Origin of the sequence: [Zimmermannella] faecalis ATCC 13722 (genome assembly GCF_000381765.1) — a bacterium.
GTDB lineage: Bacteria > Actinomycetota > Actinomycetes > Actinomycetales > Microbacteriaceae > Gulosibacter > Gulosibacter faecalis.
In genome coordinates this window covers 105,340-130,118 of sequence record NZ_KB907078.1, presented here as the reverse complement: position 1 = coordinate 130,118, position 24,779 = coordinate 105,340, and the positions used below count along the sequence as shown (strand labels likewise).

At 68.8% G+C, this 24,779-nt stretch carries 22 protein-coding genes; 11 read left to right on the top strand and 11 right to left on the bottom strand.

The genetic code is table 11. From position 1 onward, the window contains the following. Positions 1 to 25: 25 nt before the first annotated feature. The 3 genes from G328_RS0107640 to G328_RS0107630 all read left to right on the top strand — a co-directional run bounded on the left by G328_RS0107640 (position 26) and on the right by G328_RS0107630 (position 2,689). Complete coding sequence (locus G328_RS0107640) at positions 26 to 214, top strand: hypothetical protein (protein WP_154651547.1); 189 nt, start codon at positions 26 to 28, stop codon at positions 212 to 214. 223 nt (positions 215 to 437) lie between these two features. Further along, positions 438 to 1,529 carry a D-cysteine desulfhydrase family protein gene (locus tag G328_RS0107635; protein WP_019618756.1) on the top strand — a complete coding sequence of 364 codons (1,092 nt, stop codon included), beginning with the start codon at positions 438 to 440 and terminating at the stop codon, positions 1,527 to 1,529. Next, positions 1,526 to 2,689, top strand: coding sequence for a MalY/PatB family protein (locus G328_RS0107630; protein ID WP_019618755.1), 1,164 nt, complete (start codon positions 1,526 to 1,528; stop codon positions 2,687 to 2,689). The genes G328_RS0107635 and G328_RS0107630 overlap by 4 nt, the downstream gene beginning before the upstream one ends. A gap of 94 nt (positions 2,690 to 2,783) precedes the next feature. Here G328_RS0107630 and G328_RS0107625 read toward each other — a convergent pair whose 3' ends face one another. Beyond that, the gene (locus tag G328_RS0107625; RefSeq protein WP_019618754.1) at positions 2,784 to 3,782 is read right to left on the bottom strand and encodes a PLP-dependent cysteine synthase family protein; all 999 of its coding nucleotides are present in this window, start codon (positions 3,780 to 3,782) and stop codon (positions 2,784 to 2,786) included. 254 nt (positions 3,783 to 4,036) lie between these two features. On the opposite strand from G328_RS0107625, the gene G328_RS0107620 reads away from it, so the two are divergent. The 6 genes from G328_RS0107620 to G328_RS0107595 all read left to right on the top strand — a co-directional run bounded on the left by G328_RS0107620 (position 4,037) and on the right by G328_RS0107595 (position 10,540). Then, positions 4,037 to 5,245 (top strand): ABC transporter substrate-binding protein, encoded by a 1,209-nt coding sequence (locus G328_RS0107620; RefSeq protein WP_019618753.1) that lies wholly within the window; start codon positions 4,037 to 4,039, stop codon positions 5,243 to 5,245. A gap of 9 nt (positions 5,246 to 5,254) precedes the next feature. Further along, entirely contained in the window at positions 5,255 to 6,382 is a 1,128-nt protein-coding gene (locus G328_RS0107615; RefSeq protein WP_019618752.1) for an ABC transporter permease, read from the top strand. Continuing rightward, positions 6,376 to 7,215: an ABC transporter ATP-binding protein gene (locus tag G328_RS0107610; RefSeq protein ID WP_019618751.1), complete on the top strand. Its 840-nt coding sequence runs from the start codon at positions 6,376 to 6,378 to the stop codon at positions 7,213 to 7,215. The genes G328_RS0107615 and G328_RS0107610 overlap by 7 nt, the downstream gene beginning before the upstream one ends. Further along, positions 7,212 to 7,970 (top strand): YcnI family copper-binding membrane protein, encoded by a 759-nt coding sequence (locus tag G328_RS14725; protein ID WP_019618750.1) that lies wholly within the window; start codon positions 7,212 to 7,214, stop codon positions 7,968 to 7,970. Before G328_RS0107610 ends, G328_RS14725 begins: the two co-directional genes overlap by 4 nt. A gap of 38 nt (positions 7,971 to 8,008) precedes the next feature. Beyond that, complete coding sequence (locus tag G328_RS0107600; RefSeq protein ID WP_019618749.1) at positions 8,009 to 9,691, top strand: copper resistance CopC/CopD family protein; 1,683 nt, start codon at positions 8,009 to 8,011, stop codon at positions 9,689 to 9,691. A 147-nt stretch (positions 9,692 to 9,838) separates the two neighbouring features. Beyond that, positions 9,839 to 10,540 (top strand): metal-dependent transcriptional regulator, encoded by a 702-nt coding sequence (locus tag G328_RS0107595; protein ID WP_019618748.1) that lies wholly within the window; start codon positions 9,839 to 9,841, stop codon positions 10,538 to 10,540. On the opposite strand, the gene G328_RS0107590 is transcribed toward G328_RS0107595, so the two are convergent. The 7 genes from G328_RS0107590 to G328_RS14715 form a co-directional block, all read right to left on the bottom strand. Further along, on the bottom strand, positions 10,500 to 11,414 hold the full coding sequence (locus tag G328_RS0107590; protein WP_019618747.1) for a metal ABC transporter permease: 915 nt from the start codon (positions 11,412 to 11,414) through the stop codon (positions 10,500 to 10,502). The genes G328_RS0107595 and G328_RS0107590 overlap by 41 nt on opposite strands. Next, entirely contained in the window at positions 11,411 to 12,166 is a 756-nt protein-coding gene (locus G328_RS0107585) for a metal ABC transporter ATP-binding protein (RefSeq protein ID WP_019618746.1), read from the bottom strand. Before G328_RS0107585 ends, G328_RS0107590 begins: the two co-directional genes overlap by 4 nt. Further along, the gene (locus tag G328_RS0107580; RefSeq protein ID WP_026339734.1) at positions 12,163 to 13,092 is read right to left on the bottom strand and encodes a metal ABC transporter substrate-binding protein; all 930 of its coding nucleotides are present in this window, start codon (positions 13,090 to 13,092) and stop codon (positions 12,163 to 12,165) included. The genes G328_RS0107585 and G328_RS0107580 overlap by 4 nt, the downstream gene beginning before the upstream one ends. Positions 13,093 to 13,379: 287 nt before the next feature. Then, entirely contained in the window at positions 13,380 to 14,717 is a 1,338-nt protein-coding gene (locus G328_RS0107575) for a M20/M25/M40 family metallo-hydrolase (RefSeq protein WP_019618744.1), read from the bottom strand. 161 nt (positions 14,718 to 14,878) lie between these two features. Next, on the bottom strand, positions 14,879 to 15,811 hold the full coding sequence (locus G328_RS14720) for a diacylglycerol/lipid kinase family protein (RefSeq protein WP_187325745.1): 933 nt from the start codon (positions 15,809 to 15,811) through the stop codon (positions 14,879 to 14,881). A 139-nt stretch (positions 15,812 to 15,950) separates the two neighbouring features. Further along, positions 15,951 to 17,567, bottom strand: coding sequence for a dipeptide ABC transporter ATP-binding protein (locus G328_RS0107565; protein ID WP_019618742.1), 1,617 nt, complete (start codon positions 17,565 to 17,567; stop codon positions 15,951 to 15,953). Between the two features lie 138 nt (positions 17,568 to 17,705). Then, positions 17,706 to 18,626 (bottom strand): LysR family transcriptional regulator, encoded by a 921-nt coding sequence (locus G328_RS14715; protein WP_019618741.1) that lies wholly within the window; start codon positions 18,624 to 18,626, stop codon positions 17,706 to 17,708. Between the two features lie 155 nt (positions 18,627 to 18,781). Between G328_RS14715 and G328_RS0107555 the strand changes: the two genes are divergently transcribed. Further along, positions 18,782 to 20,098, top strand: a complete 1,317-nt coding sequence (locus tag G328_RS0107555; RefSeq protein WP_019618740.1) for a glucarate dehydratase family protein — start codon at positions 18,782 to 18,784, stop codon at positions 20,096 to 20,098. Next, positions 20,092 to 21,075 (top strand): 2-hydroxyacid dehydrogenase, encoded by a 984-nt coding sequence (locus tag G328_RS0107550; protein WP_019618739.1) that lies wholly within the window; start codon positions 20,092 to 20,094, stop codon positions 21,073 to 21,075. Before G328_RS0107555 ends, G328_RS0107550 begins: the two co-directional genes overlap by 7 nt. Positions 21,076 to 21,436: 361 nt before the next feature. Here G328_RS0107550 and G328_RS0107545 read toward each other — a convergent pair whose 3' ends face one another. From G328_RS0107545 to kdgD, 3 genes are all read right to left on the bottom strand, one after another. Continuing rightward, positions 21,437 to 22,711 carry an alpha-hydroxy acid oxidase gene (locus G328_RS0107545; protein ID WP_019618738.1) on the bottom strand — a complete coding sequence of 425 codons (1,275 nt, stop codon included), beginning with the start codon at positions 22,709 to 22,711 and terminating at the stop codon, positions 21,437 to 21,439. A 212-nt stretch (positions 22,712 to 22,923) separates the two neighbouring features. Beyond that, entirely contained in the window at positions 22,924 to 23,634 is a 711-nt protein-coding gene (locus G328_RS0107540; RefSeq protein ID WP_110463815.1) for a FadR/GntR family transcriptional regulator, read from the bottom strand. A 145-nt stretch (positions 23,635 to 23,779) separates the two neighbouring features. Then, on the bottom strand, positions 23,780 to 24,706 hold the full coding sequence (kdgD, locus tag G328_RS0107535; RefSeq protein ID WP_019618736.1) for a 5-dehydro-4-deoxyglucarate dehydratase: 927 nt from the start codon (positions 24,704 to 24,706) through the stop codon (positions 23,780 to 23,782). Between the last annotated feature and the right edge of the window lie 73 nt (positions 24,707 to 24,779).

The following is a 24,779-nucleotide window of genomic DNA, read 5'->3' as shown; positions in this document are numbered from 1 at the left end:
CGGGTCGGAAGGCCTCGCATCGGTCGTGGCAACCACGGCGACGGATGCGCTGCTCGCGCAGGTCGCCGAGGGCGCGGCTCCCGCTACGAGCGAGTCCGCAGCTTCGAACTCGCCGGCCGGAACCCCGAGCATCCCCGCTCTGCAGGGCCTGGATGCGCTGCTCGGCACCGGCGTCGACGCGCGCACCTGCTCGATCGACGGCACCTGCGACTAGCGCGCATCCCGCCCCGCGCATCCAGGCGCCACAGGTTGGCAGAATGGCCCGGTCGCGACCCCTCGTGACCGTGCCTTTCTGCCAACCCCTGCGGCGATGAACGCGGAGGCCGCGCCAACGACGTCGCGCGCGGTAGTGAACCGTAACCTGCGGGCACACCCCGAGCAGATTTCGACCTGCTCGGCATACGGTCGCCATACGTCGCTGACTTGGAGGAGACCGAATGCCCGCCGATGACCGCTCGACCCCTCACCACAGCCCATTTGACGAGCTCGTCACCCAGACCCCGCGCAGCCGCGTCGCTCAATTGCACGCCAATCGCGAGCGACTCATCACCGCGCCAACCCCGCTGGAGCGGCTCGACCGGCTCCGCGACGCGCTCGGCGGCGGCCCGCGCATCTGGATCAAACGTGACGACCTCACGGGCTTCGCGCTCGGCGGCAACAAGGCACGCAAGCTCGAGTACCTCGTGGCGCAGGCCCGCCAGGAGGGCGCCGACACGCTGATCACGGTCGGTGCCGCGCAGTCGAACCACGCCCGGCAAACCGCGGCGGCCGCGGCCAAGGCGGGGCTCGGCAGCACGCTCGTGGTGCGCGTACCGCAGGGCGCTTCGGTCGAGTACCGCACCTCGGGAAACGTGCTGCTCGACCGGCTCTTTGGCGCCGAGCTCGTGCTTGTGGACGAGACCGACGCCGACCCGCATCCCGAGCGCGCTACCGCCGACCAGGTCGCCGCGCGGCTGCGCGAGGAAGGGCGGCGACCCTTCCTCATTCCGAGCGGCGGGTCGACCGCGATCGGCGCACTCGGGTACGTCAATGCGTACGCCGAGCTCGCGCAGCAGGCAGCGGATGCTCGGGTCGAGTTCTCGCAGATCGTCGTCGCGAGCGGGAGCGGCGGCACGCAGGCCGGGATTCTTGCGGGGCGTGCGCTGCTCGCCGGGGCGAGCCCGGGCATCCGAGGTGTCGCGGTCGCGCCGGGCGCCGCGGAGCTGGCTGAAGACATCGCGGTACTTACGCGCGACACACTCGCCCTGTTCGGCGAAGCTGCCACGGTCGACGTCGAGCTCGACCCCGACCATGTCGGCGAAGCCTACGGTGCGCTGACCGACGACGGCGTCGAGGCGCTCGACCTCTTCGCCCGCACCGAGGGCATTCTGCTCGACCCGGTCTACACGGCCAAGGCCGCAGCGGCGCTGCTCGCGAGCATCCGCTCGGGCGCGATCGACGCTGACGCTGACGTGCTGTTCTGGCACACCGGAGGCACGCCCGCGCTGTTCGCGCACGCGACGGCGCTCACCGAGCGGAGCACGCGATGACGTTCGACGAAATTGAGCGGCTCACCATCGAGCAGCTGCGCGCGATCGGCAACTCGAAATGGGTGACCTTCCCCGACGCAATCGGTTCGTTTATCGCCGAGAGCGACTACGGCACGGCGCCCGCCGTGCTCGAGACCGTTCAGCGGCGCGTGACCGACGCATCGTTCGGCTATTCGACGCTCGCCGAACGGGCCGAGGTCGGTCAGGCGCTCGCCCGGTTTACGGCAGACCGATACGACTGGGTAATCGACCCGGCGCAGGTGGGCGTGCTTCCCGAGGTGCTGACGTCGCTCGAACTCACGCTCGAGCACTTCGCCGAACCGGGCCCCGTCGTGGTGCCGACGCCCGCCTATATGCCGTTCTTTCAGGTGCTTCGCGATCACGGCCGCGAAATCATCGAGGTCCCGCTCGTGCGCTCGAGCGCGACGTGGGTGCTCGACATCGAGGCAATCGAGCGCGCATTTGTCGGCGGTGCGAAGCTGCTGCTGCTCGTGAACCCCGCCAACCCGACCGGCACCGTATTCGGGCGCGACGAGCTACTTCCCATCGTCGACATCGTCGATCGGCACGGCGGCCGCGTGTGGGCTGATGAGATTCACGCGCCGATTGTGTTCGATGGGAAGCAGCACGTGCCATACGCGTCGCTCTCTAACGCCGCCGCGGCGCACACCGTGACCGCGACCTCGGCCTCGAAGGGGTGGAATATTGCCGGGCTGAAGACCTCGCAGGTTGTCTTCACCAACCCTGATGATGCGCGCCGCTGGCGCGATGTGGGCCGCTGGCCGGCGCACACCACGGCCTCACTCGGGATCCTCGCGACGATCGCCGCGTACGACCAGGGCCGAGACTGGCTCGACCAACTGGTGACCCACCTGCAGGGCAACCGTGATCTGCTCACGAGACTCGTGGCCGACCTACTGCCCCGAGCGCGACTCGTGCCCGCTGAGGCGACGTATCTCGCGTGGCTCGACCTGCGCGAGTATGGGGTCTCGGGCAGTCTGCAGTCGTATCTGCTGCGCGAGGCGGGCGTCGCCGGCACCGACGGCCTGCACTGCGGCCGCGACTTTGCCGGGTACTACCGGCTCAACTTCGCGACGCCGCGGGCAATTCTCACCGAAACCGTCGAACGAATCGCGCGAGCGCTGCCTCGCGCGGCGTGACAGCTCATGCCGAGGGCGGTCCGAGTCCCGCCTGAACCAACGGGGAGGGCCGCTGCACGAACGTCGCGCAGCGGCCCTCCCCGGCAAAGATTGGTCAGCCGAAGACCCCGGCAGAGAGGTACCGCTCACCGCTGTCGGGCACGATCGCGACGATCGTCTTGCCAGCGAACTCGTCGCGCTGCGAAAGCTGCAACGCAACGCCGATGGTCGCTCCGGCGGAGGCGCCAACGAACAAGCCGGTCTCGCGCAGCACGTCGCGCGCCACCGCGTAGGCGGCTTCGGCCTCGATCGAGATGATCTCGTCGGCGATCTCGCGATCGTAGTTCGGCGGGAGCTGGTCGTCCTCGAGCTCTGCGACCTTGTGCACGCCATCGATCTCGGCCGGATACGGCTGCTCCTCGGTGGGCAGGGATGCGTCGCCCGGTTCGGCGACGACGATGCGCACGTCTGGCTTCTGCTCGCGCAGGTAGCGGCCGGCGCCCGATACCGTGCCGCCCGTGCCAACGCCCGCGACGAACACGTCGACGGCGCCCTCGGTGTCACGCCAGATCTCGGGGCCGGTCGTGCGGTAGTGCTCGGTCGGGTTCGAAGGGTTGCCGAGCTGATTGGTGAAGTACGCCTCGGGATGCTCGCGCTCGATCTGCTCGACCAGCTTGGTGAGCCCCTCCGGGTCGATGAAGATCGAGTTCGGCACGGTGACGAGTTCCGCGCCGAGCGTCTCGAGGAGCTTGCGCTTGTCGGGGCTCGTGTTGTCGCCGAGGTAGAACTTCACCGGGTATCCGCGCGACGTGGCGATGGCGGCCAACGCCACGCCCGTGTTACCGCTCGTGATGTCGACGATCCGCTGGCCGGTGCGGAGTTCGCCCGACTCCTCGGCCTCGCGGATGATCGCCCAGGCGATTCGGTCTTTCACACTCGACAGCGGGTTGAAGAATTCGATCTTGGCGATGAGGCTCGCCTTCGCGCCGCGGCGCTGCGCGAAGGCGTCGAGGTCGAGCAGCGGGGTGTTGCCGATGAGGTCGGTGATGTTGCGCGCGATGGGGCGGCTGGCGGTAGCTTCCGCGGGCGCGGTTGCGGTTTCGTTGATCGTCACGATTGACGCTCCCTAGAACTCGGTGGGGTGGTGTGGGTGTGGGTGTGGATTGTGGGCTGGTGTGGCTCGAAGCTAGGCGCGGGTGCGCTGCTTCGGCCAGAGGTGTGCGTCACACGGCCTCACAATCGCGAACTTTCGGTCACCCGCGGTCACAGTGTGCAATTTGCCTTCTTGTACCCCGTCGGCCCTGCGAAGAATTCGAGGTACTGCCACTGCTCGGTGGCAGGACACCGCATTCGTAAGGAGCACCCGAGATGGCGACAGACGAGGCCAACCAGCCAACCCCCGACGACGAACCCACAGCATCCGAGCTCGACGCGAGCGCCGAAGCTGACGCGACCGAAGCCGACGAGAAGGTGCTGCCGAGCGGCGCCCGCATCGAGTCGGCACCGGCCGACGCCGACGAGTCGAGGGGGCTCTCACGGCGAACGCTGCTCACGGGAGCCGGTGTCGGCGCGGCCGTGGCCGCCGCGGGCCTGTTCGGTGGCTGGTGGTTCATTCGCAGCCGCGAAACCGCAACGGCAAGTGGGCTCACCGTGACGAACTCGTGGGCCGATCGCGAGATCGCCCTCACGGCGCCGAGCGGCGTGTGTGAGGCGCCCCTCATCGTGGCCTACGAAAAGGGCTACTTCGCGAATGCGGGCCTCAACGTCGTGCTGAAGAAGACGGGCTCGGGCGAGAACGTGGTCGAGGCGGTCGGCTCCGGCAAGTACGCCGCCTCGAACGGCATCTTTTTCAACTACCTCGGCCCGATCTACAACGGCGCGCCGGTGAAGCTCAGCGGCGGCCTGCACCAAGGCTGCCTCGACCTTTACACCCTCAGCGAGGGCAGCATCAGCGAGGTCGCCGACCTCAAGGGCAAGCGAATCGGCGTGAGCAACCTGCAGGGCTCGGCGACGAACTTCTTCTCGCTCGACCTGCTCGATGCCGGCATCAACTCGAGCCCCGAGGCCGGCGAGGTCGAATGGGTCGTCATCGAACAACCACTGCTTCCCGAGGCGCTCAAGACCGGCAAGGTCGACGCGATCGCGACCGAGGGCGGCTACCTGCCGATTATTGAGGGCGTCGAGGCCGGCTGGGCCAGCGTGCTGTCAAACAACCAGAACCTCAGCGCGAACGCCGACCAGCCGTGCTGTGCGGTCGTGCTGAACAACACGTTCGTGAGCGAAGACCCGGTGACCGCCGGGAAGCTCGTGACCGCGTGGTCGGAAGGCTCGCGGTGGGCGGGTGCCAACCTCGAAGAGACCGCGGAGCTCGAATCGGGGCTGAACTACGTGGCCGGCACGCCGCAAGAAATTCTGCCCGTGCTGCAGACCCTCACGTTCGATCCGTCGCCGCAGAACCTCAAGAACGTGCTGAAGCCCGGCATCGAGAAGTACATCAAGACCGGCTTCTTGCCCGCCGACACCGATGCCGAGGCCCTCGCGTCTGACGTGTTCGTCGACCTCGGCCTGAACTTCTAGGAGGCGAAGATGACGAGTCAGGTCGAGGTAGCGCCCGCCCTCGCGAACTCTCCCGCCGGGGTGGATGCGCGCGACGAGAATGACGCAGGCTCCGCCCGGATCGCGTTACGGCATCGCGTCGGCGAGGCGCTCTCGCGCAGCACGCAGCCCGTGCGCGCCGGTGCCGTGCTCATTGCGGCCGGCGCGATCGCGTGGTTGGCGCTGGCGGCGGTGATCGTGTTCGTGCCCGACAGCAGCGCGCTGCCGCAGCGGGATGCCGGCTACATCGAGCGCGCGACGCCGTTCGTCGTGGTGGCCGCGCTCGTGCTCGCCGCGATAACGGTGGCACTCTGGGTTGCGAGCGCCACGCGCGGGCGCGTCGGACGCTGGGCGACGCAGCGCCTCGCGCACGGCGCCGCCTGGAACTTCGGGGCGGCCGTGTGGCTGCTCTTCTGGGAACTCACGACCGCGAAAACCATGATCTTCGCGCCGCCGTATCTCGTGGCACCGCAGGAGATCGTGGAGCGGCTCTGGGACTCGCGGCTCATTCTCGCCGAGAGCGTCGGGAACTCGCTGCTGCTGCTCGCGGTCGGGTTCGTCGTCGGACTCATCGCGGGCCTCGCGACCGGCATCACGATCGGCTGGTTCAAAGCCGTGAACTACTGGGTGCATCCGATCTTGATCTTTATCGGGCCGATTCCGGCGCTCGCGTGGGTACCGATCGTGTTCGTGCTCGTACCAACCGCCTACCTCGGCGCCGTGTTCATGATCGCGCTCAGCGTCTGGTTCCCGATTAGCGTGCTCACCCGCGCCGGAATCCTCAGCGTGCCTCGCTCATACTTCGACGTCGCGCAGACGCTCGGGGCGAAGGGGCCGTTCCTCGTCTTCCGAATCGGCCTGCCAGCCGCGCTGCCGAGCATCTTCACCGGCGCCTTCATGGCGCTCGGAGCCTCGTTCGCGGCGCTCGTTGTGGCCGAGAACTTCGGCGTGAACGCGGGCCTCGGATGGTTCCTCAACTGGAAGAAGAGCTTCGGCGACTTCCCCGGTCTCTATGCCGGCATCGTGCTGCTGGTGCTCGTGTGCGGACTGTTGCTGACCGCGCTGTTCAAGGTGCGCAACTACGTGCTGCGCTGGGAGAAGGAGCTGACCCGATGGTGACGAAACAACTTGCCGGAGCCGCGGTCGACGTCCTGGGCGTCACGCAGGCGTTCCGAAGCAGCGGTCAGGATTTGCTCGTGCTCGACGACGTCTCGATCTCGGCGAAACCGGGCGAGTTTGTCGCGCTCGTCGGGCCGAGTGGTAGCGGCAAGTCGACCCTGCTGCGGCTCCTCGCCGGCCTCGACAAACCGCTTTTCGGCGACGTGTACGTCAACGGGAGTCCGGTGCGCGGCCCTGACCCTGACCGTGCCCTCGTCTTTCAAGACCCCACCCTGTTGCCCTGGCGCACGGTACGCCAGAACGTTGCGCTCGGGCCGCAAGCGCGCGGCAAGCTGCGCGACTCGGCGGACGCGATCGACGAGGTCATCGAGGCCGTCGGCCTCACCGAATTTGCGGGAGCGTGGCCGTCACAACTGTCGGGTGGGATGGCGCAGCGCACGGCGCTGGCCCGGGCCCTCGTCGGCGATCCGTCGTTGCTCCTGCTCGACGAACCGCTCGGCAAGCTCGACGCCCTGACGCGACGCAATCTGCAGGGGCGGCTGCTCGAGCTCTGGGAGCGCAATCACCCCACGGCGATTCTTGTGACCCACGACGTGAGCGAGGCGCTGCTGCTCGCCGACCGAGTGCTCGTGTTCTCTCCTCGGCCGGCGCGGATCCGTGAAGAAGTGCTCGTCGACCTGCCCCGACCCCGCGACGAAGCCGCGCCCGAGTTTGTCGAGTTGCGGCAACGCATCCTCGGCCTGCTCGATCGCGATACCGACACGACCGACACCGACACGACCGACACCATTAGCGGGGACACACCCCGCCTCGAAGAAAGCGAAACGACATGACGACGGCCCTGCTCACCTCTCGACGCGTCCCGGCCGCTCGCGGCGCGTGGCCATGGCTCGCGCGCGCCGTTGCGGTGCTCGTCGCGGCCGCGAGCCTCGTGCTCGCCGGTGCTGCTGGCGCGCATGCACACGTCTCGGTGGTCGCCTCGAACCCGAGCGGTGGGGCCTGGACGCTCCTCACGTTCCGGGTGCCGAGCGAATCTGCGACGGCGAGTACGACCGGGCTGCGGGTCACGATTCCTGACGACGTCACGTTCACCCAGGTTCGGGTGCAACCGCTTGCCGGCTGGCAGGCCGAAGTCGTGCGGGAGGCCGATTCCGACGGGGAGGAGCGCGTGACCGAGGTCGTCTGGGAAGCAACCGACGAGGGCCTCGGGCCAGACGAGTTCCAAGAGTTCGCGCTGTCGGTCGGGCCGCTTCCCGAGGAGGGCACCGTGCACTTTCCGACGGTGCAGGAGTATTCCGACGGGTCGACGGCCGACTGGGTGCAGCAGGCGACCGGTGACGCGGAGCCCGACTACCCGGCGCCAAGCATCGACATCGTGCCGACCGAGGGTGACACGGCCGACAGCCACGGCGTCGACTCGGCGCCGGCGGATGCGGCGGCAGAGTCGGCGGCGGAGTCGACCGGGGGCGCCAGCGAACTCGAGGCCGCGCAGCCGAGCTGGCTGCCGCTGACGCTGAGCGTCATCGCGCTCGTCGTGGCGATCGGCGGGGCCGCTGCGGCGTGGTTCGCGCCGCGTCGTCGACGCTGATGCGCTCGGCGCGGGTGGTTCGCGCATCCACTCGGAGCTTGGCTCGCGCCCTCGGGCTGTCGGTGCTCGGCCTGGTCGTGACGGTGCTCATGGTGCTGCAACCTGCGCCGTGGGCGGCACTGCCCGCCGCAAACGCCCACGCAACGACGGTGTCGACGAGCCCGGCCCACGGCAGCGAACTCGAATCCGCACCGAGCGAAGTGGTGATCACCTTTGACGAGCCCGTCACCCTGACCGGGCTCGCCGATCCCACCTCGGTGCTCGACGCCGACGGCGACCGCGTCGACGCCGCGATCGGTGAACTCGACGCGAGTCGCATGACGCTCACGATTCCCGTGCAATCGGGGCTGCCCGACGGCGTCTATATCGCGAGCTGGCGCGTCGTCTCGGCCGATACGCATCCGGTTGGTGGCTCGCTGCAGTTCGGCGTGGGCGTGCCCGCGGGCATGACCCAGCTCGCCGAGGCACCCGAGCCGAGCGCCGAGCTAACCCTCGTCATCGGCGTCGCCAAGGGTGCCGTCTACCTCGCGCTCGTCTTCGCGCTCGGCATCGTGCCCGCGGCGCTCGTCCTCGGTGCGGGGCCCCGCGGGCGCATCCTCGTGCGGCGCATCGCTGTCGCGGGCGCGCTCGCCGCGATCGCCGCGAGCGTCGCGCAGCTCGCGGCACAGTTCTTCTGGCTCCGGTCGGGTGGTGGCGAAGGCGAGGTCGTCGCCGAACTCGGCGAGTTTCTCGCGACGCCGTACGCGCTCGCGGTGTGGATGCGCTGTGTCGCGCTCGCGCTCGCGGCGGTGACGATCGGGGCCGGCAGCCGCTGGCCCAGCATGACGCGCCTGCTGTTCGCGGGTGTGCTCGGGCTGGTGGCCGTCGCGTCGGTGGTGGTGAATGGGCACGGCGGAACGAACGGTCTCCTCTTCGCCGCAACGCTGCTGCACGCGCTTGGCGCCATCGCCTGGATCGGCGGACTGGTCGTGCTCGGCTGGCTGCTCCTATGGCGCCGCCTCACCGCGGCTCGGCTGGCGCGCATCCCTGTCTGGTCGATCTACGCGGCCGTGTGCGCCGCCGCGGTCGTCGCGTCGGGCGTCGTGCAGGGCGTCTCGGCGGTTGGAACGGTCGAGGCGCTGTTCACGACCACCTATGGCGTGCTCCTGCTCGTCAAGCTCGGGCTCGTCGCGATTGTGCTCTGGCTCGGGCTGCTCGGGTATCGATGGGGTGTGCGTGAGCGGCGGCTCGCGGCCGGAGCCGAACCGCGACCCGGGCAAACGGCCAGGTTGCGTCGCCGGGTGCGGCGAGAGGCCGGTATCGCGGCGGCGATCGTGATGATCTCGGGCGTGCTGTCGTCGGTAACGCCCGCGCTCGACGAATGGCACCCCGTCGCGACGATGACCGCGATCGCGGGCCCGTACGAACTCGCGATCGAGGTTGCGCCCGCGCGCCTCGGGCCCCAAACCTTTCGCATCTCGGTGACGCCACCCGAGCCGAACTCGCCGCAGCCGGAGGTGGTGGACGCCAGCCTGCAGCAGGTCGACGGGCCCGTTGCAGCGCTCGACGTGGCGTTCCCGATCCGGCTGCCCGAGCCGCTCGACCCTGACTCGCCCACGACCACGACGTTCATCAGTTCGGCCGTCAATGTTCCCGACACGGGTGAGTGGGAGGTCGTCGTCGTGCTCGAAGTTGACCGGCTCGAGCAGTACTCAACGTCGTTCCGCTACGACGTGCGGTGACGGATGCGCGTCCCGGCCGCGCGCACTTCCAAGCCCCATAGGTTGGCAGAAAGGCCCGGTCGCGAGAGTTCGCAACCGGGCCTTTCTGCCAACCTATGCGGGGCTGAGCCGCACCTCGCAAGGCAGGCGACGCGGTACCCTGACGACATGTCGGTGTCGCGGCTCTCCACGAGCACACAGAACTATCTCAAGGCGATCTGGAGCCTGCAGGAGTGGTCGAACGATCCAGTGACCCCGTCATCGATGGCGGCCAAGACTGGAGTCAAGCTTTCCACCGCATCCGACGCAGTGCGCAAACTCACCGACCAGGGACTCGTTGAGCACAATCCCTACGGCGCCGTCACTCTGACCGAAGAAGGACGGCTGCACGCCGTCGCCATGGTGCGTCGGCACCGGCTGATCGAAACGTTTCTCGTCGAAGTGCTCGACTACAGCTGGGATCAGGTGCATGACGAGGCGGAGTCACTCGAGCATGCCGTGTCGGACTTCATGGTCGAACGCCTCGATGAGCATCTCGGGCATCCGCACCGTGACCCGCACGGCGACCCGATCCCGAGCGCCGACGGCGACGTGACGCAGCTTGACGCGATGCTGTTGAGCTCCGTGCCACTCGGCTCACGGGCCCGGGTCGAGCGCATCTCCGACGCGGATGCGGGTCTGCTGCAGTTCTTGGCGGAGCGTGGGATCGGCGTTGGCTCGGTCGTCGAAACGCGACCCGCGGCACCGTACTCGGGCGCGCTCGAAGTTCTGGTGAGTGGCGATCCCAGCCCCATCGCGCTCGGACGTTCGGCGACCGACTCGATTTGGGTCACGGCGTCGGCGACCGATGCGGTGTCCCCGCAGCAGTAGGAGACATCGAGCTGACGTTCGTCTTGGCACGCCGCGAAGCGAGGAGCTTGCGAGCCACCCCGTGCCGTGGGGCAAACAGGTAGGCAACAGTGAAGGCCGCGCCCTGCATCACGACGACGAGGCCACCGGGCGACGCATCGAGCCAATAGCTGAGGAAGATGCCGGTCACCGAACAACCGGCCGACAGCGCCGGCGCGATCACGAGCATCCGCCCGAACCTGTCGGTGAGGAGGTGCGCGGTCGCGCCGGGAATGATGAGCATCGCGACCACGAGCACGACGCCAACGATCTGCAGGGCGACCACCGAAGTGAGCGCGAGCAGCCCGAGCAACACCGCGCCGAGCCATCGCGGGTTGAGGCCGATGGCGTGGGCGTGCGTCGGGTCGAACGCGTAGAGCGTGAAGTCACGACGCTTCACGATGAGCACGACGAATGCGACTGCCGCGAGCACCACGATCTGTGCGAGGTCGGCGTTCGAGATCCCGAGGATGTTGCCGAAGATGATGTGGTTGAGGTCGGTTTGGCTCGGGGTCACGCTGATGAGCACGAGGCCCAACGCGAAGAGCGTCGTGAACACGATTCCGATCGCGGCATCTTCTTTGACCCGGCTTGTTCCACGCACCGCGCCGATGAGCCCGACGGCGAGGAATCCGAACACGACGGCTCCGACCGCGAACGGGGCACCGACGACATAGGCGAGCACCACGCCGGGGAGGACTGCGTGCGAGACGGCATCGCCCATGAGCGACCAGCCGACGAGCACGAGCCAGCACGACAGGAGCGCGCACACCACCGCCGCGATCACCGTGGCGATGAGCGCTCGGGTCATGAAGGTGTATGAGAGCGGTTCGATGAGCAAATCGATGGGATTCATGCCGCATCACCCGTCATAGCAGCGCCTTGGTCACGCGGGTCGAGGCCGAACGCGAGTGCGAGCCGCTCGGGCGCGAGTGCATCCGTCACGGTTCCCTGAAACAGGATGCGTCGGAGCAGCAGGATTGCCTGGTCGGCCAGACTCGGCAGGGCGTGCAGGTCGTGCGTCGAGACGAGTACCGTTCGCCCGTCATCGGCCAGGCGACGGAGCAGGCGCACGATCGTTGCCTCGGAACGCTTGTCGACACCCGCGAAGGGCTCGTCGAGCAGGAGTATCTGGGCGCCTTGCGCGATACCTCGGGCAACGAATGTGCGCTTCCGCTGACCGCCGGAGAGCTGCCCGATCTGCCGATCTGCGTAGTCGGTGAGGTCGACCATCTCGAGCGCTTCGTCGACCGCAGCCCGGTCGGCCGCGCGCGGCCTGCGGGTGGGACCCTGCATGCCGTACCGCCCCATCATGACCACGTCGCGCACCGAGACCGGGAACGACCAGTCAACTTCTTCGCTCTGCGGCACGTAGCTGACGCGGCCTCGTCGTCGTGCCTGAACGACCGACTGGCCTTCGAGGCGAACCGAACCGTGATCGGGTGTCACCAACCCCATTAGGGACTTAAACAGTGTCGACTTCCCCGAACCGTTCATGCCGACCAGGCCCGTCACGCGGCCGGCCGCGACGTCGAGGTCTACGTTGCGGAGCGCGACCGTGTCGCCATATCGAACGGAGAGGTCGCGAACCTCGATGGCCACGCTCATGAGGTCGCCCCGCTCAGCCCCGCCGTGATCGCCTCGACGTCATGACGGATCAGGTCGAGGTACGTCGGCACGGGCCCGTCGGCGTCCGAGAGCGAATCGACGTAGAGGGTGTCGCCAAGCACCGCCCCGGTCGCTTCGACGACCTGCTGCATCGGTTTGGCCGACACGGTCGACTCGCAAAACACGGCCGGCACGTCGTTCTCGATGACGAAGTCCGTCACCTTGGCAATCTGCTGGGGCGTGTCCTCCTCGTCGGCGTTGACGGCCCACAGGTACTGCTCCGTCAGCCCCGCATCCCGCGCCAGATACGAGAACGCGCCTTCGCACGTGATGAGTGCACGGTGGTTCTGGGGGAGCTCCGCGAGCTCGTCGGCGAGGGTGTCCTCAACCTCCTGCAGCTGCTGCTTGTAGGCCTCACCATTGCGCTCATAGTCGTCTGCGTGTGCGGGATCGAGCTCGACGAAGGCGGACACCATGTTGTCGACGTAGATCTGCACGTTGTTTGGGCTCATCCAGGCGTGCGGATTCGGCTTTCCCGCGTACGCGTCTTTGGAGATGTCGATCGGGGTTACCCCCTCGGAGACGACCACGTGGGGCACGTCGGCATCGTGAATGAACTGCTCGAACCATCGCTCGAGGCCGAGCCCGTTGTCGAGCACAAGCACGGCGTCTGACGCCGTGCGAATGTCGCCGGGCGTCGGCTCGTAGTCGTGGATCTCGGCGCCTGGCTTCGTGATCGACTCCACGGTGAGATGCTCGCCGGCCACGTTCTGCGCGATATCCGCGAGCACCGTGAACGTGGTCAGCACCACCGGCTTGTCTCGGGCGGATTCGTCACTCGTGTCGGTGCCGACACCGCAGGCCGTGAGTATTGCCGCCGTGACGATCGTCGCCAATACCAGTCGTGTTCGTCGCCAGCTCGTCATTGTGCCCTCGTCTCTTGCTGCTGATTGCGCGCGCTTGATCGGTGTTAGGTACGACGAACACTATTATTCGGCATGACGTAGTTGCAACATCGACACGTCAAATCTTTCGACTTGTGGGACCGACTGCCGTCGGTCGGGCACTCGCACTCATCGCCGCCCGGCCATCCGTGCCATGGGTTGCCAAAAAAGCACGGTCGCGAGCCTCCGCGACCGTGCTTTCTGGCAACTTATTCGGCGCTTCGCGTCACCTCACGAGGCGGTCACCCGCCTCCTCGATGCCCACCGCCCTACGCCCGCTTGAGGATGCTGGCGGTCACCCGCGCGCCGAACTCGAGCGCCTCGACGGGCACCCGCTCGTCGGCCGCGTGGAACTGCGCGAACACGTCGAAGTCGAGCGGAACCCGCAGCGGCGTGAACCCGTACCCGGCGATCCCGAGCTTAGAGAAGTGCTTGTTGTCGGTGCTTGCCGGCAGCATGTACGGCACGACCTCGCCCTGCGCATCCTCGACCGCGATCGCCGCGCGCAGCACGTCGACGAACGGCCCCGAGGCCGGCGACTTCGTGCCGCGGTACCAGGCGCGCTCCTCGACCTCGATGTCGGGCCCCGCGAGCTCCCGCAGCGTCGCGCGCACGAGCTCATCCTGCCCGGGAATCACCCGCACGTCGACGAGGGCCGATGCGCGGGCCGGCACGACGTTCGGCTTGCCGCCCGCGGTGAGCACGGTCGGGGTCGCGGTCGTGCGGATGCCCGCGCCGACGAGCGGCCCCGCGATCTCGAGCCCGGCGAGGTCGGCCTCAAGCGTCGCCTCGTCGAACGGGCGGCCGCGGGCACGGCCGAACGCCTCGAGGAACGCCTCGAGCGTGCGCGTGCGCGCGACGGGAAACTCGTACGCGCCGATGCGCGCGACCGCTTCGGCGAGCGCCACCACCGAGTTCTCTGTCGACAGGCCCGACGCGTGCCGGGCCGAGCCGTTCGCGGTAAGCGCCACCGTCGCCGGGCCCTTCTCGCCGGTCGCGAGCAGGTAGGCACGGCGGCCCGACGCGTCGAGCGGCACCGAGAACCCGCCGACCTCGCTGATCGACTCGGTCACCCCTTCGAACAGCTCGGGCCGGTTGCGCACGAGCCAGCGCGAGCCCCACACCCCGCCGGCCTCCTCGTCGGCGAGGAACGCGAGCACGAGATCCCGCCGCGGCCGCACGCCCACGCGCGCGAAGTGCCGCGCCACCGCGACGAGCGTGCCCGCGAAGTGCTTCATGTCGACGGCGCCGCGGCCGATGAGCATCCCGTCGCGCACCTCGGCGCCGAACGGCGGCGCGGTCCAGTCGCGCGCATCCACCGGCACGACGTCGAGGTGCGAGTGGGCGAGCAGCGCGGGCGCGGTGGGGTCGGTGCCCGGGATGCGCGCGACGAACGACCCGCGGCCGGGATGCGGCTCGACGAACTCGCCCTCGATGCCGACCTCGGCGAGCCACTCCTGCACGAGTCGCGCCGCGCGCGCCTCGCCGTCGCCGATCGGCGCGAGGCTGCCGGTGTTCACGCTCTCGATGCGAATGAGCTGCCGCGTGAACTCGAGCGCCTCGGCCTCGAGCCGCCGCACTGCCGAGCCGTCATCGGGGGTCGTCATTGGCGCTCCTGCCTTTGTGGAAGTTGGCCGGCCCGGGCCGCGCCGTGTCGCGGGAGCCGGGCCGTGCACCCAGTCAAGTGGGCGACCGCGGGCATCCCAAGCCGTGTGACCGAGTATGTCGCAGTGCGGCGGAAGATTGTGCTGGCGGGTAGACCGAGCGCCTAACCGGCAGCCGGCACGACGAGCCGCAGCGCCCCCGGCGCGACGGTCACCTCGAGGTCGAGCGGATGCGGATCGTCGGCGCCACGCAGCCGCTCCCCGTCGGCATACACATAAACGCCCGACGGGATGCGCGCCCGCAGCCGCCTCGCCTGCGAGATGTCGACGACGCGCAGGCCCGTGTGCCGGCCGACCATCGCGATCGGGAACAGCGTGAGCAGCTGTAGCTTGCTCGCCCCGCGAACGTGCACGAGCTCGAACTCGCCGCTGTCGAGCCGCGCGGCGGGCGCGAGTCGAATGCCGCCGCCGCACGAGGCGCCGTTCGCGACGGCAAGCACCTGCGCCGACGGGTCGATCCGCGCCTCGCCGTCGTTGAGCCGCAGCTCGGCGGTGAACGGCACGAAGTGCCGCAGCGACCGCAGCAGGGCCGCGACGTAGCGCGCGGTGCCGGGCAGGCGCATCCGGTTCGCGACGTGATTGACGCGGGCGTCGAAGCCAATGTTCAACGAGTTCACCGCGACCGCGTGCCGCTCCCCGAGACGGATGCGCAGCAGGTCGACCGCGCGCGTCGTCGCGGTTCGATCGAGGATGCCCGACACGAGTGCCTGCGCCGTGGCCGCGGGAGCGTGGCGGGGGATTCCGGCACTGCGGGCAAAGTCGTTGCCGCTGCCGGTGGGCACGACGCCGAGCGGGATGCCCGTACCGTCGACGAGCGCGGCGCCGAGCGACACCATGCCGTCGCCGCCCTGCACGACGAGCGCGCGGGGCCGCCGCTCGATCGCGGCGATCGCGCGATCGTGCAGCTCCCGGAACGTCTCGCCCGTCACGATCTCGACGTGCTCACGCTCGTCGTGGGGCACGGCGTTCCCGCGCCCGGAGGCGGGGTTCACGACGTACACGATCTCAGCGGGCTGCACGCGACCATCCAATCGCATTTCGCGCGCATCCGCCCCGCCCTCGCCCCGCATCCGCGCCGACCGCACGCCCGAAGCCCGCATGGGTTGGCACAAAAACACGGTCGGACCCTCGCCCGACCGTGCTTTTGCGACAGCCCATGCGCCGCCAACCCATGCGCTACAGCGCGGGCACCGCCGCGAGCAGCTTCTCGGTGTACGCGCTCTTCGGATGCCGGAAGATCTCGGCGGTCGGCCCGTACTCGAGCACCTTGCCGTGCTGAATCACCGCGACGGTGTCGGCCGACTCGGCGACGACGCCGAGGTCGTGCGTAATAAAGAGGTAGCTCAGCTCAAGCTCGTGCTGCAGCTCGTCGAGCAGCGTGAGAATCTGCGCCTGCACTGACACGTCGAGCGCCGAAACGGCCTCGTCGAGCACGACGAACTCGGGGTCGAGCGCGAGGGCCCGGGCGATCGCAACGCGCTGTCGCTGCCCGCCCGAGAGCTCGTCGGGGAACCGGTCGATGAGGCTCGACGGCAGCGACACCTGGTCGAGCAGGCTGCGCGCCCGCTTCTTCTGCGACGCGGCATCGCCCACCTTGAACGACTTCAGCGGTTCGGCGATGAGCTGCGCGATCGTCATGCGCGGGTTCAGCGAGTCGAACGGGCTCTGGTAGACCATCTGCATGCGCTGGCGCAGGCGCCGCAGCTGCTTGCCGCCGAGCTTCGTGATGTCCTGCCCGTCGAACAGAATCTGCCCGCTCGTCGGCTCCTCGAGCCGCAGGATGATGCGTGCGAGCGTGCTCTTGCCCGAGCCCGACTCGCCCACGACCGCGAGGGTCTCGCCGCGGCGAATCTTCACATTGACGTGGTCGACTGCCGTCAGCGTGCGCGCGGCGCCGCCACGCGGCAGGTCGAAGATCTTCACGAGGTCGCGGGTCTCGACGAGCGGGCGGGGCTCGGCCTCCGCCTCGGCCTCGCGGATGCGCGTGGCGCGGGTGTCGAACGCGTCCATCTTCGGCACCGCGTCGATGAGCGTGCGGGTGTAGGCCGCGCTGGGGCTCGACATGACCTCGCGGGCGGGCCCCGCATCCACCACCTCGCCCTTGCGCATGACCACGACCTTGTCGCTGCGCTCGGCGGCGAGGCCGAGGTCGTGCGTAATCATGAGCACGGCGACGCCGAGCTCGCGCACGAGCTGGTCGATGTAGTCGAGAATCTGCTTCTGCACCGTCACGTCGAGCGCCGAGGTGGGCTCGTCGGCGATGATGAGCTTCGGGTTCGTCGAGAGCGCGCCCGCGATGAGCGAGCGCTGCTTCATGCCGCCCGAGAACTGGAACGGGTACTGATTCGCCCGCTCCTCGGGGTGGGTCAGGCCCGACATCGTGAGCAGCTCGACCGCCTTGTTCGCCGCGGTCTTGCGGTCGGCGAGGCCGTGGATGCGCAGCGGCTCGGCGACCTGCGTGCCCACCTTGCGCACGGGGTTGAGCGAGCCGGCCGGGTCCTGCGGAATGAACCCGATGTCTTTGCCGCGCACCTGGCGCCACTCGGCCTCGCTGAGGCGGAGCATGTCGCGGCCGTCGAAGCGCACCGACCCGCCCTGAATCTTCGCGTTCGGGGAGAGCAGCCCCTGCACCGCGTTCACGACGGTGCTCTTGCCCGACCCCGATTCGCCAACGATCGAGAGGATCTCTCCCGGCGCGAGATCGAGGCTGACGCCCTGGACTGCGTCGACGAGCGTGTCGCCAACCTGGAACGCGACGCGCAGGTCGTCGACTTCGAGCAATGGCTCGGCCATGGATCCTCCTCGTTGAGTGATGACCAATTCTCCCCGAGGCTATCGGCGGCGCGCGGCACCGCACAAAGGCCATTGCCGTATTGCTCGATGCAGAAAATGGATGAACGAAATTCGGTCGTGCGAAAATTCCGCGAGAAATTACACGAGCTGCGTCGCGCGAATGAGCGAGTGCGGCTGCGAAACATCCTCTTCGAGCACGTCGAGGAATCGGTAGACGACGGGATTTGTCGTCGCCGTGCTCCACGCGAGCGAGAGTGTCGACTGCACCGGCTGCGCGTTCACCGCAGCGAAATCGATCGGGCGCAGGCGCACGCCCTCGGGCAAAAAGTGTCGCGCCGACGCGGGCACGATCGCGTAGCCGATGCCGGCGTTCGCGAGCGACAGCAGCACCGGAATCTGCCCCGCGTACTGCGAAATGTGCGGCTCGACGCCCGAGCGCTTCAGCGTGAGCAGGGCGAGGTCGTGAAAGTAGCGGGCCGTCTTCGGCGAGTACATGAGCAGCGGCTCCCGCTTCAGCGCGTCGAGCCGAATCGGCGCATCCGTGTCGCCGTGCGGGCCGCCCGTGTGCACCGCGACGAGCATGTCTTCGGTGTGCAGCGCCCGCTCCGAGATTGACGGCCGCGCGAGCTGCGGGTGCAGCAGGCCGATGTCGACCGTGCCGCGCTCGATCTCGTCGAGCTGGTCGGCCGTGATGCTCTCGCTGAGGTTGAGGCGCACGCCCGGCAGGTGCTTGTTCGCGAGCTTGACGATGGCGGGCAGGATGCTGCGCCCGGCCATCGCGGTGTACGCGATCGACAGGCTGCCCTCGGCGCCGCGACCGACCGCCTGGGTGTCGGTCGCCGCGCGGTCGGCGAGGTCGAGAAGCTGGCGGGCGTGGGGGAGGAGCACTCGCCCGGCCTCGGTGAGCACCACGCGGCGGCTCGTGCGTACGAACAGCTGCGTGTCGAGCTCGCGCTCGAGCTGCTGAATCTGCCGGCTCAGCGGCGGCTGCGTCATCTGGAGTCGTGCGGCCGCTTCACCGAAGTGCAACTCTTCGGCCACGGCGACGAAGCATTCCATTTGAATTAATGAGAACATCAATACCTTCCCGGCATTGATTATTCCATAAGGCAAGTTGGTCGGCATTTTTCGGCGACTTAGGCTGATTCTGCCGTGTATTTGCAGTGAGTGCACATCGACGAAAGGCAATGAGGCCCGTGGAACAGATCCGCCGTATGCGCGTAAGCGCCGACCAGCTGACCGATTCGACCGAGGCGGCGATCGCCGAGATCGTCATCACGCCCGTCGCGTTCCACGACGCGCCGCTGCTCAACTCGGTCGGTGTGCACGAGCCCTTCGCCCTGCGTGCGATTGTCGAGGTCATCACCGCCGGCGGCATCGTCGGACTCGGCGAGACCTACGGCGACGCCGGCCACATTCAGCGCCTCGCGCTTGCGGCCGAATCGCTGCTCGGCGTCGACGTCGCGAACACGAACGAGCTGCGCCGCCGCGTGCAGGCGGCGCTCGCGAACGACGCGATCGTCGGCGGCCACGGCATGTCGGGCATGGTCACGACGACCGCGGCCGACGACCGCGTGCTCTCGCCGTTCGAGGTCGCGGCCCTCGACATCCGCGGCAAGCTCGCGGGGGTGTCAGTGTCCGAGTTTCTCGGCGGGCGCGTGCGCGAGCGCGTCGAACTGAGCGGCTACCTCTTCTACAAGTGGGGCGGCCACATCGACGAGGCCGGCAACCCGGGCCCCGACGACGAGTGGGGCCCGGCGCTCGACCCCGAGGGCATCGTCGAACAGGCGCGCCGACTCATCGACAAGTACGGGTTCCGCGCGCTCAAGCTCAAGGGCGGCGTGTTCGAGCCCGACGTCGAGGTCGCGACGATTCTCGCGTTGCGCGAGGCGTTCCCCGACGTGCTGCTGCGCGTCGACCCGAACGGCGCCTGGAACGTCGAGAGCTCCGTGAAGGTCGCCGACGCGCTCGAGGGCGTCATCGAGTACCTCGAAGACCCGACCGTCGGCCTCGAAGGTCTTGCCGAGGTGCGCCGCCGCACGAGCATCCCCCTCGCGACGAACATGTACGTCGTGTCGTTCGACCACGTGCGCCCCGCGATCGAGCAGGGTGCCGTCGACATCGTGCTGAGCGACCACCACTTCTGGGGCGGGTTCAAGCGCTCGCAGCTGCTCGCCGGCATCTGCGAGACCGTCGGGTGGGGGCTCTCGATGCACTCGAACTCGCACCTCGGCATCAGCTTCGCCGCGATGATCCACCTCGCGGCGGCCACCCCGAACCTCAACTTCGCCTGCGACACGCACTGGCCGTGGAAGCGCCCCGACGAAGACGTCATCGTCGGCGACGTGTTCACGATCTCGGGCGGCACGGTGAACGTGCCCGACGGCCCGGGCCTTGGCGTCGAGCTCGACCGCGACCGCCTCGCCCAGCTGCACGAGCAGTACCTTGCTGCCGGTCAGTCGCAGCGCGACGACACGACCTACATGCGTCGCGTGCGCCCCGATTTCTCGCCGGAGATTCCGAAGTGGTAGCGCCCCTGCGCGTCGTCGTCAGCGACCCGATCATCGCGCCGTTCCGCGCGCACCTCGAGGCGACGCAGTCGCCGCACGACTGGGTGTATGCGACGTCGGGCGACCCCGATGAGCTCGCGGGCGCGTGCGCCGACGCCGACGTGCTCGTGCTCTCGAAGCTCGCGGCGCCCGCCGACCTGCGCGACACCCCGCTTCGGCTCGCCCACGTGACCGGTGCCGGCATCGACCGGGTCGACCTCGACCTGCTGCCTGCGGGCATCCCCGTCTGCAACACCGGACACCACGGCCGCTCGATCGCCGAACACGTGATCATGCAGCTGCTCATGCTGCGCCGGCGCGCCCTCGCGGCCGACGCGCAGCTGCGCGCGGGGGAGTGGCGCACCGTCGCCTCGGCCCCAGGCACACCGTACCATCGCCTCGCGATTGGCGACACGATCGGCGTCATCGGCACGGGCGAGATCGGTTGCGAGGTCGCGGCGCTCGGCGCGGGGCTCGGGATGCGCGCGATCGGCCTGCGCCGCGACGGCGCCTCGGGCGTGCCGGCCGGATCGGCGTTCGAGCGAGTCTACGGCTTCGACGCGCTCACCGAGTTTCTCGGCGAGTGCGACGTCGTGGTCGTGTGCGCCCCGCTCACTGATGCGACCCGCGGCATGATCGACCGCTCGGCGCTGCACTCGATGCGCCCGAACGCGCACCTGATCAACGTCGCCCGTGCCGGCGTGCTCGACGAGGATGCGGTGGCGCAGGCCCTCGCCGACGGCACGATCGCGGGTGCCGCGCTCGACGTGTGGTGGGGCGGCAACGACGGACTCCGCGCCCCCGAGTCGGTCGCCCGCTTCGCGAGCCTCCCGAACACCGTGCTCAGCCCTCACCACTCGGGCCACGCCGAGCAGGTGTTCATCGCCCGAGCCCGCGACATCGCCCACAACATCGACCTGCTCGCCGAGGGCTCGCCCCTCGAGCGCCAGGTTCGGTAGGGGTCGCGGCGGCGTCGAGCCCACCGACCCGCCGCCCGACCCATCCATGCCGTGCTGGCCGCTGCCCCGCCCATCCATGCCGCGGCCGCATCAATTTCGGGCTAGTTACGCCAACTAGCCCAAAAAGCGGGGGCCAGAAGCAGCCGGCTGTCGCGAACCCCCACTTTCCGGGCTAGTTAGCCATTTGTCCGGATGCCCAGGGCTGGCAAGCGCGCACGGCCCCGGCCGCGCATCCGCACCACCGAATTGGTTGGCCGTCATTGCCGCTCTGCCCAGCCACAGACCACCCGGCCCCGGCCGCCGTCGCCGGCCACCCCCATCCGCCGCCGTCTCCGCCACAGACCATCCTGACCAAACCGACCTACGCCCCAGTCACCCGCGCCCCCGCGGGCGCGGCCGCCGACCCCTGCACCGGCACAAGCCGCTGCAGCTGCGTTACGTGCCGCGGCTCGAGCTCCTCGATGGTCGAGACGCCGAGCAGCGCCATCGTGCGGCGAATCTGCGAGCCGAGGATCTCGATCATGCGGTCGACGCCCTCGCGGCCGCCGGCCATGAGTCCGTAGAGGTAGGCGCGGCCGACGAGCGTGAACTTCGCGCCGAGCGCCATCGAGGCGACGATGTCGGCGCCGTGCATGATGCCGGTGTCGAGCATGATGTTCGCGTCGCTGCCGACCTCGCGCACGACCTCGGGCAGCAGCCGGAACGGCACGGGCGCGCGGTCGAGCTGGCGGCCGCCGTGGTTCGAGAGCACGATGCCGTCGACGCCCTTGTCGATGAGGCGCACGGCGTCGGGCACGTTCTGCACGCCCTTCACGATGAGCTTGCCGGGCCACATGTCGCGGATGATCGAGAGGTCGTCGTCAGAGATGGTCGGGTCCATCGCCGAGCTGAGGAGCTCGCCGACGGTGCCGCCGGTCGACGAGAGCGACGCGAACTCGAGCTTCGGCGTCGTGAGGAAGTCCCACCACCACCAGGGCCGCGGAATCGCGTCGACGATCGTCTTCACCGAGAGCTGCGGCGGAATCGAGAAGCCGTTGCGGGTGTCGCGCATGCGGTTGCCGCCGATGGGCGCGTCGACGGTGAACATGAGCGTGTCGAAGCCGGCCTTCGCCGCTCGCTCGACGAGGCCGTACGAGATCTCGCGGTCGCGCATGACGTAGAGCTGGAACCAGTTGCGCCCGTTCGGGTTGACCCGCTGCACCTCTTCGATCGAGGTGGTGCCGAGGGTCGACAGCGAGAACGGGATGCCCGCGGCCGCGGCAGCGCCGGCGCCGGCGGTCTCGCCCTCGGTCTGCATGAGCCGCGTGAATCCGGTCGGCGCGATGCCGAAGGGGAGTGCGCTCGTGCCGCCGAGGATGTTGGTGGTCGTGTCGACGTGCTCGGCGGGCCGCAGGATGTCGGGGTTGAACTCGATGTCGCGGAACGCCTGGCGAGCGCGGCGCATCGAGAGCTCTTCGTCGGCGGCGCCGTCGGTGTAGTCGAAGGCGGCCGCGGGGGTGCGGCGCTTCGCGATCTTCCGCAGGTCGGCGACGGTCAACGCGCTCGACAGGCGGCGGCGCTTGAGGTTGAAATCGGGCTTCTTGAACTGCAGGTACTCGAAGATATCCGAGGGGTTCGGCAGCTGACGTTGCACCATTGTGGAGACCTTTCCGCTTTCGATGATTTTCAGGCTACGCCCCGGGCATGGATGCCGGAGTGGGAGCGGTTTCGACGCGCGCGCCTATGCAGCTCTCCCTTGAGCTACCCGGTGTCCGGGCGGACGCAGGGCGGGCCAGACGTGTGGCATGACCATGTGGTCAGACCACACAAGCGTAGGCTGCTCGCACCGACCGCGTCAACAACGTACAGTCAGGCGCCGGGGCCGCCAGCCCCTTCGGCGGCCGCCGACGTCTCGAAGTAGTACCCGCGAATGTGGGCCTGGATACGCTCGGTCGCGGCCGCGCGGTCACCCTCGCGCAGCGCGGTGACGATCTCCTGGTGCTCGCCCCGCAGTCGCTGCGAGGTCGTCGCCCACTCGGGAATCGCGCGGGCGAGCGCGAGCGTGTGATCGGCGATCGACAGTCGCAGCGCATCCATGAGCGTGCTGATGAGGGGGTTGTCGGCGGCGCGCGAGAGCACGACGTGGAACTCGGCGTCGAGCGCGAGGAAGTCCTCGACGGGGAGCGCGTCGTCGTCCATGAGGTCGAGCAGCCGCTCGGCGCTCTCCCAGTCGCCGAGGGCGGGGTCGGAGTGTTCTGCCGCCCACGTCTCGAGCAGCAGCCGCATCTCGAAGATGTGGTGGTGATCGACCTGCCGCGTCGCGAGCTGCAGGTTGAGCGCGAGCGTGAGCGCCTGTTCGGGGGCCGCCGTGATGATCGTGCCCGAGCGGGGTCCCGAGCCGGTCGAGGTGTGGATCGTGCCGAGCGCCTCGAGCACGCGCATCGTTTCGCGCACCGAGCTGCGCGAAATGCCGAGCGTCTCGGCGAGCGTGCGCTCACTCGGCAGGTGGTCGCCGACGTGCAGACGGCCGCTCGCGAGCTCGTCGGTTACCCACGCCATAACCACTTCGTGTGCCTTCATCCGCACAATTGTCGCATTCGAGGCCCGGGCGCCACCGCCGGCCTCGGCCGCCGCCGCACGGGCGCCACGGCTGGAAACGGGATGAGCGCCCCGGCCCGAAGGCCAGAGCGCTCACCGTCGCGCGTATCCGCGCTGTTGGTCGACGTTACGCCGAAACCTGCACCGTCTTCACGAGCGCGTCGAGCTCGGCGAGCTCGGCCTCGGTGAAGTCCTGCAGCGGGGGACGCACGGGGCCGACGCTGCGGCCGACGACGTTGAGGCCGGCCTTCACGATCGAGACGCCGTAGCCCTGCTTGTGGTCGCGCAGGTCGAGGTAGGGAATCACGAAGTCGCGCACGAGGCGGCTGACCTTCGGCTCGTCCTCAGCACGCACGGCCGCGTAGAAGTCGAGCGCGAACTCGGGCACGAAGTTGAACATCGCCGACGAGTAGGTGCTCATGCCCATCTTCAGGAGGGGCAGCGCGTAGGTCTCGGCGGTGGGGAGGCCACCGAGGTAGAAGAGGCGGTCGCCGAGCGCCGCGCGCACGCGGGCGAGGTGCTCGATGTTGCCGATCGCGTCCTTGAAGCCGATGAAGTGGGGGTGCTTGTCGGCGAGGCGCTGCAGAATCGCGGGCGTGTAGATCGCGTTCGCGCGGTTGTAGACGATGAGCGCGATGTCGGTCGACGAGGCGATCGCGTCGAGGTGGTTGTACAGGCCCTCCTGGTCGACCTCGGTGAGGTACGGGGGCAGCACGAGCACGCCCTCGGCGCCGGCCTCGGCCGCTGCCTGCACGTTCGCGATGGCCTGCTTCGTCGAGCCACCGGCCGACGCGAGCACGGGCACGTTCGGGTTGGCCGACTCGACGGCGGCGCGCACAACGCGGGGGAACTCGTCAACGCTGAGCGAGAATCCCTCTCCGGTGCCGCCGGCGGCGAACAGGCCGGCCACGTCGTAGCTCGACTGCCACTCGATGTGGTTGCGGTAGGCGGCCTCGTCGAACTCGTAGTCGGCGGTGAACGCCGTTGCCGGGAACGAGAGCAGGCCGCTGCCAAGATGCTGCGCGAGCTCCTGCGGGGTGAACTTCGTTGTCATGCCAAATCCTTTACGAAAGAAGAAGTCTGGGGGTGTTTTCACTGTAGGAAATATCCGGCGGCGGTTGGTCGAT